This is a genomic window from Methylomonas sp. Kb3 (assembly GCF_002834115.1).
Taxonomy (GTDB): domain Bacteria; phylum Pseudomonadota; class Gammaproteobacteria; order Methylococcales; family Methylomonadaceae; genus Methylomonas; species Methylomonas defluvii.
This window is the reverse complement of the sequence record NZ_PIZT01000008.1, coordinates 84,633-96,925: the sequence shown is the minus strand read 5'-3', so window position 1 is coordinate 96,925 and position 12,293 is coordinate 84,633. Positions and strand designations below refer to the sequence as shown.

Annotated in this window: 11 protein-coding genes; all 11 read left to right on the top strand. The window is 52.6% G+C overall.

The genetic code is table 11. The features are described from left to right. The coding region (locus CWO84_RS06935) for an autotransporter outer membrane beta-barrel domain-containing protein (protein ID WP_117433614.1) at positions 1-3,071 on the top strand (3,071 nt) is incomplete at its 5' end. Positions 3,072-3,398: 327 nt separating this feature from the next. Next, entirely contained in the window at positions 3,399-4,616 is a 1,218-nt protein-coding gene (locus CWO84_RS06930; RefSeq protein ID WP_101052145.1) for a type II secretion system F family protein, read from the top strand. A gap of 57 nt (positions 4,617-4,673) precedes the next feature. After that, entirely contained in the window at positions 4,674-5,099 is a 426-nt protein-coding gene (gspG, locus tag CWO84_RS06925; protein WP_033159576.1) for a type II secretion system major pseudopilin GspG, read from the top strand. Continuing rightward, entirely contained in the window at positions 5,100-5,567 is a 468-nt protein-coding gene (locus CWO84_RS06920) for a GspH/FimT family pseudopilin (RefSeq protein WP_033159572.1), read from the top strand. Beyond that, complete coding sequence (locus CWO84_RS06915; RefSeq protein ID WP_101052143.1) at positions 5,554-5,973, top strand: type II secretion system protein; 420 nt, start codon at positions 5,554-5,556, stop codon at positions 5,971-5,973. Before CWO84_RS06920 ends, CWO84_RS06915 begins: the two co-directional genes overlap by 14 nt. Further along, complete coding sequence (locus CWO84_RS06910) at positions 5,973-6,686, top strand: prepilin-type N-terminal cleavage/methylation domain-containing protein (RefSeq protein WP_165786276.1); 714 nt, start codon at positions 5,973-5,975, stop codon at positions 6,684-6,686. The genes CWO84_RS06915 and CWO84_RS06910 overlap by 1 nt, the downstream gene beginning before the upstream one ends. Next, positions 6,679-7,659, top strand: a complete 981-nt coding sequence (locus tag CWO84_RS06905) for a type II secretion system protein GspK (protein WP_101052141.1) — start codon at positions 6,679-6,681, stop codon at positions 7,657-7,659. The genes CWO84_RS06910 and CWO84_RS06905 overlap by 8 nt, the downstream gene beginning before the upstream one ends. Continuing rightward, entirely contained in the window at positions 7,637-8,809 is a 1,173-nt protein-coding gene (locus tag CWO84_RS06900) for a PilN domain-containing protein (RefSeq protein WP_101052140.1), read from the top strand. The genes CWO84_RS06905 and CWO84_RS06900 overlap by 23 nt, the downstream gene beginning before the upstream one ends. Then, entirely contained in the window at positions 8,806-9,384 is a 579-nt protein-coding gene (gene gspM / locus CWO84_RS06895; RefSeq protein ID WP_101052139.1) for a type II secretion system protein GspM, read from the top strand. Before CWO84_RS06900 ends, gspM begins: the two co-directional genes overlap by 4 nt. Continuing rightward, positions 9,381-9,998 carry a hypothetical protein gene (locus CWO84_RS06890; RefSeq protein WP_033159566.1) on the top strand — a complete coding sequence of 206 codons (618 nt, stop codon included), beginning with the start codon at positions 9,381-9,383 and terminating at the stop codon, positions 9,996-9,998. Before gspM ends, CWO84_RS06890 begins: the two co-directional genes overlap by 4 nt. Then, positions 9,988-12,252: a type II secretion system secretin GspD gene (gene gspD / locus CWO84_RS06885; protein WP_033159565.1), complete on the top strand. Its 2,265-nt coding sequence runs from the start codon at positions 9,988-9,990 to the stop codon at positions 12,250-12,252. Before CWO84_RS06890 ends, gspD begins: the two co-directional genes overlap by 11 nt. Positions 12,253-12,293: the final 41 nt, after the last annotated feature.

The window sequence follows — 12,293 nt, the reverse complement described above, 5'->3', positions numbered from 1 at the left end:
TGCAAGCCGGCACGGTCAGCGCGGCGTTGGGCGGCAGTGTGGGCTTGAGTAAAACCAACGCCGGCACCGTGACCCTGAGCGGGACCAATACTTACACCGACAACACCCAAGTCAATGCCGGCACATTGGCCTTGGGTGCCAGTGACGTGCTTGCCAATACATCCAATCTGGTCGTCAACGGCGGTACCTTTGCTCTGGGCAGCCATAACGACACAGTGGCAGGCGTACGACTGCTGTCGGGGTCTATCACCGGCACCGGCACCTTGACCTCGAACAGTGCGTTCGATCTTCAATCCGGCACGATCAGCGCCAATTTGGGTGGCAACGTTGGTTTGAACAAAACCACTTCGGGTACGGTGACCTTGAGCGGCACTAACAGTTACACCGGTAACACGCTGGTAGATGCCGGCGTATTGAATTTTACCGGCAGCAATACCCACTCCGGCAATTTCACCGGCAACGGTACCTTGCAATTCGGCGCAGGCACGCAACAATTCAATGCCGGTACCAACCTTGGCACAGCCAATATCACTTTTAGCGGTGGGACCAATCTAGTCAACGCCGGCGTTGCCCTAACGGCCACCGATGCGGTGTTCAGCGGCGGAACAACTACTATCGCCGGCGATTATTCGGTAAGTAATTCCACGACGGTATCCGGCGGCACCGTCAATTTTTCGTCCGCAGCGACCAAGCAGCTCAATCTGGGTAGCACTTTTACCATAAACAACGGCACCGTCAATTTACAGCACACCAGCACCGAGGTGAGTCGTTACGTGCAGACTGGCGGCATATTATCGGGCCCTGGCGAATTAAGTGTGCAATCCGCAGTGCTTTCCGGCGGTGAGATGCGCGGCCCAGGTAGCTTGATTATCAGCGGTTCAGGAGGCTCCGCCAGCGACTTATTGCTGAACGGCAATTTCATCCTCAACAATCAATCGACGGTCATTAATTCCGGCAATGTGCGGGTGACCGGCAACGCAACCTTTACCGGCAACGGCACTTACCGGCAAACAGCGGGTACTACCCGGGTAGACGGGGTTTGGAGCCAGGCTTTGACCGACATACAAGCCGGCAGCTTCGGCGGCAACGGCAGCGTCAGCGGTCCGCTCATCAACAATGGCACGGTCGGCATCGCCGGGTCGCACCTGACTTTGAACGGGCCGGTATCCGGCAGCGGTTCTTACGCCGGCATCGTGGACATAAACAACAGTTTCTCGCCGGGTCCGGGTGCCAATGGGCAAGGGATAGCGGCCATTGACGCCACATCGGCTGATTTGATTTTCCGCCAATCCGGCAGCTTGAATTTGGAATTGGGCGGGGTAAACGGACAGTTGGTAACCGATTCGATTACTGCGCGCAGCATCGATATTCAAGGCGCAAAGCTTAACTTACAACGCTTGGCCAGCCAACCTAACTTCTCGCCGCAACAGGCTTTTTCGCAGTCTGTGCTGTTGCAAACCACCAGCGGCAGCATCTCCGGAAATTTTAACCAAAGCATTACCTGTCCGGAAGGCTCCAGCGATATGTTTATATTTTCCAAACAGGAAAAGCAGTTTTTGCTGACCATGGTACCCAGATTGCCCAATCTGGTCCCCGCCGACGTGCAGTCCTTGGCTAACGCCTTGCAACAAATAGACTGTAGCGCCTCGACCCCGACTAATCTGCAGAATCTATTGAACGGCTTGAAACCCTTTTTGGCAAACGGTACCGCCGATGCCAGCAAAGTAGATCAATTCATCAGCGCGTTGCGGCAAATCAGCCCTGGCCAAATCGCGGCGGAACAAACCGTATCGAACCAAATAGCCAAATTGCAGACCGGCAACATCACTCAGCGACTCGTCACCCTGAGGTCCGCAAGCGTCGGCGCCGGTTCCGCTTCAAGTTTCAAGTCGTCCCCCACGTTCAACACACCGGTAAGCAGTTCAATGGCTATCGGCAGCGCTCCGGGCGTTCTCAGCGCACCCAGCTCAGCCAACAGTATCAGCTCGCCGAATGCGTCAAGCAGCATAAACACGCCTAGTAGTACACCCAGTGCGCCCACCAGTTCAGTCAGTTCAGCCAGTTCACCCAACACACCCAGTTCTAACGCTATCAGCATTCAGGCTTCAACACCGGAAAAAGACGGTCAATCCTCATCCAATGCTCCCTCCTCGGTCAGTATTTCCTTAAGCACGGATAACAACAACGACGGCACCGATCTTATATCCGGCTTCAGCAATTTGGGCTTATTCATTAACGGCCAATTCGAATGGGCTGATAGAACCGCGACGCTAGCTCAACGCGGTTATGCGTCCACGATGTCCGCCGTCACTGCCGGTGCCGACTATCGCTTGAGCAAACGGCTACTCTTGGGTTTGTCTGCCGGCTACGGCAGCAGCACGGCCCTGATTTCCCAACAGGGCGGCAGCCAAAGCATAGACGGGTACACCTTATCAGCCTTCGGCTCGTTAAACCTGACCGATAACTGGTACGTTGATCTGGTCAACAACCTGACTTATAACCAATACGATTCCAAACGTGTCACACTTTATAACGACGCCAACGGCACAGCGATTAATGAAACGGCATCCAGCCAAACCGATGGCTGGCAAAATCGCACCAGCCTCAGTAGCGGTTACGACATAGCGGTAAAAGAATGGACATTCGGCCTTAGAGGCCGCACGGAATACGGTTACAACTTTGTCAACGGCCGCAAGGAACAAGGCGCTGGTTTAGGTATGAACATGATAGTCGGCGAGCTGGACAACGAGTCGTTGAGCAGCAGTATCGGCGCGATGGTCTCGCATGCGCTGAGCACACCGGTGGGCGTGCTGGTTTCGCAAGTGAATGTCGAGTGGGAGCATCAGTGGTTCAACAAAAACTCCTTGATTACCACCCGCTTCGTCGATTCGCCTAACAATGCATTTACCACCAACAGTTTTAGCGTCGATAAGGACTACATCAATTTGCGCGCCGGTTTATCCGCCCAACTGCCCTTTGGCGGCTCGGCATTCGTGCAATACGACACCACCTTCGGCCAGCAATACGTTTCCCGCCACGCCTTTAATGTCGGGATACGCATGGAGTTTTGAGATACGCCCGCAACTACTTTATAGTGGCGAGCATGTTTTGCCGGCGGAATTAAGCCTCGCCAGACCGAATCTGCGTGATGATTAACCCGGCCCTTAAATACCCGGTCACCTTTATGCCGTTGGCTATCGAAGCGCGTATCCGTCTGGGCTTAGATGAACTCAATTTGATCGGAATATCCGTGATCAATAGGGCCGGGCTAGTAACATGAAATGTGATAGACATATACACGCTACGCCACGGTTATCGAGTATCCATGTTTTGGCATTGCAAAAACATTGCCGAGTACCAAAGCGCAAACCCAGCTAAAAAGCAAACTAAACAAATACATGCCTTTATTCTCCTACAAAGCCGTCAACAGTCAGGGTGCCGCCGAAGAAGGTGTGCGTAATGCTGCAGACGAGCAGGCCTTGCTGCTGGAATTGCAAAACCAGGGCTTGATTCCCATCCGCATTGAGTTGGCGAAAGATAAGACTTTTCTGGGTTTCAAACTAAAGTCGGCTGCCGTCAAACTGTCGCAAAAAGAAATCGGTATGCTGACCGGCGAATTGGCGACCTTGCTGGAATCCGGTTTGCCGCTGGATCGGTCGTTAACGATTCTGATGCAGTTGACCGAAGAAAACCCAAAACTGAATAAACTGGTCGGCGAAGTGCTGGAAAAGGTCAAAGCCGGCAAGGCACTAGCCGATGCCTTGGAAAGCCAGAGCGGGGTGTTTTCCAAATTTTATCTGAACATGATCCGCGCCGGGGAAATGGGCGGCAATCTGGGCGGCGTGTTGCTGCGCTTGTCGGAATACATGGAACGTTCGCAGGAACTGAAAGACACGGTCAGCACCGCGTTGATTTACCCGGCCATTTTGTTGCTGATGTCCCTGGCCTCATTGTTCGTGATGCTGACCTTCGTAGTCCCGCAGTTTAAGGAAATGTTCGATAGCGCCGGCCAAGCCTTGCCGGTGCCAACCCAGATAGTGATTGGCCTGGCCGAGTTTCTGCAAAGTTATTGGTGGGTGCTGCTGATTGTTATTGTCGGCAGCGTGCAAACTATAAAATTGCAGTTGGCCGATCCGGCCGGCAAGAAAGCCTGGGACGGCCGGCTTTTGAAGTTTCCGTTGTTCGGCGACATCATCCTGACCATGGAAATAGCCAATTTCAGCCGTACCTTCGGCACTTTATTGGGCAACGGTGTGTCGATTTTAAAATCGCTGGGCATCGTCCGGGAAACCGTCGGCAATATAGTCTTGGCCGATCTGTTGGAGCATGCCGAAGCCCAGCTCAAGCAAGGCCGGACCATGTCGGACGCCTTGGCCCAGCAAAACCTGTTTCCCAAACTGGCAGTGCAAATGATTAAAATGGGCGAGGAAACCGGCAAGCTGGAGGAAATGCTGATGCGGGTAGCCACCATTTACGACAAGCAGCTAAAGACCACCATCCAGCGGATGCTGGCGCTGTTGGAACCGGCCTTGATCATTTCGCTGGGCTTGATGATAGGCGGCATAATCGTTTCCATCTTACTGGCTATTTTGAGCGTAAACGATCTGGCGGCTTAGGCGCATGGGCGAATGAATTCGCCGGTACCATCCATTTTTATAGAAGGAGTTTTGCAAATGAAACACATGTTACGCCGCCACGGCGGTTTTACCTTGCTGGAATTATTGGTGGTATTGGGCATTATCGCCATGCTGGCCGGGATTGTCGGCCCGCAGGTGATGAAACATATGGGCGCCTCCAAAACCAAGGCCGCCAGAGTACAAATCGAGGATCTGGCGGCGTCGCTGGACATGTACAAACTGGATGAAGGCCGCTACCCCACCAGCCAACAAGGCTTGGCCGCGTTAGTGGAAAGACCCGCCGATGCCAAGCGCTGGAACGGCCCTTACCTGCGCAAGGACAAAATCCCGCAAGATCCTTGGAATCAGGATTATCACTACGTCTTCCCCGGCCAGCACGGTAAGTTCGATTTATTCAGCTATGGTGCCGATGAAAAAGAAGGCGGCGAAGGCGAAGATCAGGATATCAACAGCTGGGAATAAATGACCGCCCTGCCCGCCCGCCAACGCATGCAAGGCTTTACGCTGATCGAGCTGATCATCGTACTGCTGATCAGTGTGCTGGCTTTTGCGGTGGTCGGCAGCAATATCGGCTCCGGCAACCGCAGTACCAAGCTACAAGCCGTCGCCAGGGATATGGCTTCGGCTCTGCGTTACGCGCACGGCCAGGCACTGATGACGCAAAAGCCGGTCAGTGTCGCCATCGACCTGCAAGACAACAGTTACCGCATCAGTAACCACGACAAAACTTATCCGTTTGCCGAAGAGATTGACGTGTCCTTAGTGGTCGCGGAGGAAGAGTTTAGCGAGGGCGAACAAGGCCATATTCGGTTCTTTGGCGACGGCTCGTCCACCGGCGGCCGGATCACGCTGGAATGGGGCAATCAATTGCGCCGCATCGACGTTAACTGGATTACCGGTCAGGTCAGTATTTCCGATGCAGCGGCATAAAGGCTTTTCCCTGCTGGAAATTCTGGTCGCCTTTTCCATCATGGCGATAGCATTGACGATACTGCTGCGCATCTTCGGCACCGGTGTTAACAATGCGGTTATTTCCGAGGAATACACTATCGCGGTGCAAATTGCCGAATCGCTGATGGCTCGCACTGGGGTAGAGACAGAGCTGACAGCCGGTGAAAGCCAGGGCACGGAAGGCGATAAATACGACTGGCAAATCACGGTCAATCCGGCGACGCCCGTGCAATCTCGTGCCAGTCTGAGAGATACGGATCTCGATCAGCAAAAGCCGGCGCCGGTGTTGATGTCGGTGCGGGTAGTGGTGGCGTGGGGTGAGGATGAACAACCGCGTGCCGTGGAATTGCATACCTTAAAACTACAACAACCAGGTCCGGGCTAGTGTCGCAGCGTTCATCGGTAAAAGGATTTACGCTGATCGAAATGCTGATAGCCATCAGCTTGCTGGGGATCATGGTGGTCTTGCTCTTCGCCAGTTTGCGGATAGCCGCGGAAAGCTGGAACAGCGGTGAAGCCAAAATCAGCGAAGTGAATAAAAAAGCCGTGGTTTACCAATTCTTCAAACGGCATTTGAGCAATACCAAACCCTTCCCTATCATCCAGGAAAACCAAGCACAAAACGCTCAACAACTGGGATCACAAGAATTGCCGAAACTGGCTTTCGAAGGCTTGCCGCAAAGCATCAGCTTTGTCTCTGCGCTGCCGGCCGCGTCGGCACGCAAGGGCTTACAAGTGTTTCATGTCGGCCTGGACCCGCAGCAGCCGTCGACCCTGAAAGTCGCATTAACCCCTTACCGGCAAACCGAATCGATACCGGCCGACGCCGAACCGGTCGTGCTATTGGAAAACTTACGGCATTTCAAAATCAGTTACTTTGGCGCATCGGCTGACAACGTTGACGGTAATGGTGCTTGGCTGGACGAATGGCAAGGACAAGCCACCGGCCAGTTACCCAAACTAGTAAAAGTCAGCATCGCACTAAACGACGACAGTTTTTGGCCGGACATGATATTTGCATTAAAAATCAACGGCCAGCCGAACGCAGAAGCGTTGCTCGGCGAGCAAAATCAGCAGCCCGGCATCGCGAATGAATAGCATGCTTCGTGCACAGGCAGCCCATCGGCAACGCGGCCTGGCGCTGGTAATCGTCATTTGGATTTTGACGCTGCTGAGCCTGATGGCCGGCAGTTTTGCGTTAAGTATGCGCAGGGAAAGCAGCGTCGCCGGCGCGTTGAAAAACAATGTCCAAGCCCAAGCACTGGCGGAAACCGGTTTAAACATTGCCCAATTCATGCTGCAACAGGCCGATCCCGAGCGGCGTTGGCACGCGGATGGCAGTATCTATCGAATACTGGGCAACGATAGCGAAATTCGGATCCGAATTATCGCCGAATCCGGCAAAGTGGATATCAACGCCGCGGAGGAACCTTTATTAAAGGCCTTGATTAGTTCGGTAAGCGACGACAAAAAGCTACAGCAGAATTTGTTGGATGCCCTGCTGGATTGGCGGGACGCCGACGATGATCCGCGTCCGCAAGGCGCCGAGAAAAAACAATATCGGCAGGCCGGGCTGGCTTATCAGCCCAGCAATCAACCTTTTCAATCCCTGGAGGAGTTGCAATTAGTGCTGGGGTTCAACGCCGATATTTTCGAGCAGCTGCAACCGTGGATTACCATCTATTCCGGACAAGCGGAATTAAACTTGCGGCGGGCACCGCCGGAGTTGCTGCAAATGGTTGGTGACAACCTGAAGGCACAGAATATTCATGATGTATACTTGGACAAACGCTTGTCTGAATCGGCTGCGGCAGACGATAACACGGCCGATCAGACCGATCCGGCATTGGCGGATGAAGAGCAAACGTATACTATTATGGTGCAAACCCTGCTGGAAGATCAGGCGACGGCCGCTATCGAAGCAGTGGTAAGAATCCAGAACCAAGACCCCAGCCAAGCGCCCTACCAAATCCTGGATTGGAAACAAGGTCAGCAAGTATTGGCCTTATTCGACTCGGCCAAGGAATCCCAGCTCATTACCGTTCAAGATGAATTTACAAACCAGCATTGATTTCGATCTGAAACGTTTCTTCCAGTGGTGGGGGCGAGAATTGGCGTTTTTGGTACCGAGTCGTCTCAGATCCTTGCTGACAGACCGTAGTGGCGCACTCGTAATCAGCGCCGCCGACGCGGATTTTCAAATCCGTTTTTACCGCGAGGCCGAACAGCAAACCCCGATGACATGGCGCTTGGACAGCAACCTCGCGGATAGTTATCAAACCTTGAAGGCCCAACATCCGGATTTTGAAAAAGCCGAATGTATCTTGCGCCTGGACCCTACACAGGCGCTAAAAAAAATCGTCTATTTACCCGCTGCGGCACAAGAGAATCTGCAGCAAGTTGTCGGATTTGAATTGGACCGTTACACCCCGTTCAAGGCTGAGCAAGTCTATTTTGCCGCTATCCCGCTCGGCAAAACCGAGCATGGTCAAATTGAAGTATTACTGGTATTTACACCCAAAACCGTACTGGACGAGCAACTGGTCAAACTACAGGCTTTGGGGATACAGCCGGTGCGGGTGGATTTTTGCCATGCCAGCACCGTTTGCCCTGCCGATGCGCCCGCTTACAATTTACTCCCGGAACGCTACCGGCCGCGCGGCAACGCCTTAGCTCAAGCCATGCATTGGCTGCTGAACAGCTTACTGTTACTGTTGTTTCTGGCAGTTTTGATTTGGCCGGTGTGGCAGGAAGGTCAAGCCGTCGATGTCTTGAAAAATCACATCAAAACGCTGGAAAAAGAAACCCGCGTAATAGAAGAACAACAGCACGAAATCGATGCCTTACGCCAGCAAACCCAACGTTTGATAGACATTAAAACCCAGTCTCCCGCTCTGGTTGCGGTATTGAACGAACTGAGCTCCTTGTTAAAAGATGACAGCTGGTTGACGCATTTTCAATTTGCGGACAAACGTCTGCAAATCCAGGGTCAATCGCCGGGCGCGTCGTCTTTGATCGGTTTGTTGGAAAGTTCCGGATATTTCAGCAATGTCAGTTTCGTCTCACCGTTGACCCAGGATAAAGCCACCGGGCGCGAGCGCTTCCAAATTAGTATGGATGTTAGCCCGCCACCCGCCGAGCCTGCTGAGGATACTGAGGCGACGACGACCAGCCAGCCTGCTCCAGCTGAATCCGAGGCAAATGGAGGGTCCGAGCAATGAATCAAGCGCGCTATCAGCGCTGGCTGGCACTGGCTTTACTCGGATTGGTGTTATTTACCGTGATATTTTTGGTACTGCTGCCTTTATTCAGCAGCTGGCTGGATTACCGCGAGCAAAAAAACGACCTGTTGTTTCGTTTGCAACGCCAACAAGCTATTGTCGCCCGCCGCGACAGCGTTGCCCAAAACCTGGAATCATTGAATCAACAATACCAACAGCAAGGCTATCTGAGCGACAGCGACACCGAAGCCTTGGCCTCAGCTGAGCTGCAAAACATCGTCAAAACCGCAGTAACAGAAGCCGGCGGCCAACTGACCAGCACGCAAGGTTTGCCGGGCAAGGCCGAAGAGGATTTTGTGCGCATCGCGGTAAAAGTGCGCATGAGCGGCAGCATTGAAGCATTGCGCGCGGTGCTGCACAGTCTGGATACCAATATGCCCTTGCTGCTGGTCGATCAATTGGACATTTCCCCGGTACGCGGCGCGCGTAACCGCAGCACCAACAAAATGGACCCCAGTTCTCAGTTGAATGTCAGTTTTGAAGTGATCAGCTTTATGCGAGCCAAAGCCTCATGAATCAGAAACTGATCAGATTGCAATTACTGGGTTGCGGCACGCTGAGCCTGCTGTTGGCAGCGGAATGGACTTATAGTCAATATACCTTAAAGCAATTGCAAACACTGCTTGAGCCGCGCCCGCAAACCGAATCCCCTGCCGAGCAACTGCCCAATATCGCCGATAATAGCGGCTCTGCGGAAACCTACAGCGATATTGTCGATAGACCTTTGTTTGTGGAAGGCCGAAAGCCTGTCGCCGAAACCAATCCGACCGACAATTTGCAAACTCAAGATTCCGGACAAATCGACGATTGGGAGTTAATCGGCGTTTACGATAAAAATAACAAGCCGACCGCCTTGTTTAGAAAGCGCAACGAAGCCAAAAAGTTTTTAAAAATAACCGAAGAACAAAGCATATCCGGCTGGCTGCTGAAGCAAATACACGCCGACAATGTGCTGCTTCAGCAAGGCAGCCAGGAAAAATCGGTCGTATTGAGAAAGCCGCGTGCGCAAGTCAAGCCTCCGGTACCGGGCAAGCCAGCCGTACCGCCCAGACCGCCGCAGCCCAACGCCGTTGCCAAACCTATAGAACCAGTACCTAATGAAAATCCCGAGAACATCAATGACAACTAAAAAAATCAACATTCCTCCAATGTTGGCGTTGGCGCTGTCCATGACCGGCTGTGAATTTATCGGCCCGCAGTTGCATGAAAAACTGGCTATTGCCGATCACAAACCGGCTCAAGAAGATACTTTGTTGATTCCGGAACTGGCTAACGAGGCCAATAAAAACGCCGAAAATAGAATCACCAAAGTCGAAATGTACCCTAGCGACGACGCAAGCATCGCCCCGCAAGCCAGCCACCAAGGTGGCGGCAAAACCAGCGGTAAGGGCGAATACAGTTTGAATTTCGATGACGCCGATCTGGGCGAAGTGGCGAAAGTAATACTCAGCGATATTCTCGGCCGGAACTACACCATCAGTCCGCAAGTGGTCGGCAAAGTGACTTTGCAAACCTCCAAACCCTTAAGCAAGGACGAGCTGATCCCGACCCTGGATATGCTGCTGAGCTTGAATAATGCCGCCCTGACCGAACAAGGCGGCATGTATCTGATTAAACCGTCCAATGAAGCCTTGTACAGCAGCTCAATCAGCTCGCTGTCCGGCGCCAAAATGCCCAATGGTTATCAGGTGCGGTTAATTCCGGTCAAAAATGTCGCGGCTTCGGAACTGGCGGAGATATTGAAACCGTTATTGCCGGAAAAATCGTTGCTGCATGTCGATCCGAACCGTAATCTGATATTGGTCGCCGGTTCCGGCGCGGAAATCTCCAGGGCGTTGGATGTGGTCAATACCTTTGATGTCGATATTTTAAAAGGCCGCTCGTTTGCTCTGTTTACACCGGCTAACGTCAGCGCCGGCAAAATCATTGAAGAGCTGGAGCAAATCTTCAACACCAAAAAATCCAAAGACGACGAAGCCAGCTTTTTCCGGTTTATCGAAATAGAAAGGCTTAACGCGGTATTAGCCGTCACCCATCAAGCCGGTTATCTGAAGGACATTGAAAACTGGGTATTTCGGCTGGATCGCATTAACACAGCGGCAGCCGGCGGCGTGAATGTCTACCGGGCGCAACATGTCAGCGCCACCGATTTGGCCGAGACCTTAAGCAATATTTTCGGTAGCGGCGGTTCTGGTAAATCCAGCAAGGCCTCTATCGCTTCCGGCCGCAAATCATTATCGGCCAGCAATAAAAAGTCGGACAGCTCATCAAGTAGCAGCGCAGGCGGCGCCAACCGGCAACAGGATTCGATGAGCGATAGAACGCTCAGCGACCGAACCAAAGATAAAAGCGGCAGCGGCACACTCGGCGGTAGTTTAAGCGGCAGTTCGGGTGGCAGTAATAACAATGACATGCCCAACGTCAAAATCATCGCCGACGAAGGCAATAACGCTTTGATTATCGTCGCGACCGCCCAGGAATATGCAGTGATTGAGCGCGTGTTAAAACAGCTGGATGTGCTGCCTTTACAAGTGATGATCGATGCGACGATTGTGGAAGTTACGCTGAAAGACGATTTAAAGTATGGATTGCAATGGTACTTTAGCCACAATAACGGAGGAAATAACGATACAGCTGGAGGCTCTGCACAAGGCTTGAGTCTCACAAATGTTGCTAAAGATGCTATGAAGGCATTTGGCACAAGTGGTTTCTCCTACGCTTTTTCTAGCGGTTCGAAGGACATTCAAGCCGTACTAAATGCCAGTGCTGTCAATAATAACGTCAATGTCATCTCCTCGCCGTCCTTGATGGTATTGAACAACCAGGAAGCCACGATCAAAGTCGGCGATTCGGTGCCGATACGTTCGTCGGTTTCCAGCAATTTGAGCAGCAACAATTCCAATAACGGTATCGTGCAAACCAGTTCGATCCAGATGATCGATACCGGTGTCAATTTGTCGGTCAGGCCCAGGGTGAATGCCGGTGGATTGGTGCTGATGGACATATTACAAAGTGTTAATCAGGCTATCAAAACCACGACCAGCGACACCATCGACTCGCCCACCATTCAAAAAAGGGAAATCGAGAGCAGCGTTGCGGTACAAAGTGGCGAAACCATTGTTTTGGGCGGTTTGATCAAAGAAAACAACGATTATTTGCGTGACGGCGTGCCGCTGCTGCACGAGATTCCCTTAATCGGGCCGCTTTTCGGCGGTACGACGCGGAACAAGGACAAAACCGAGCTGGTGGTGCTGCTCACCCCGCGCGTGATGAAAAGCCGCCAGGATGCTAGGGATATAACAGACGAGTTCAAACGTAAACTATCCGGCATCTATTATCAAAAACCTGTTGAAATTAATGTTGAAGTGGAGACGGTGCCATAGGCCCAAGTCTGTAGCCCGTATCTACCAAAAAACCGGACGAT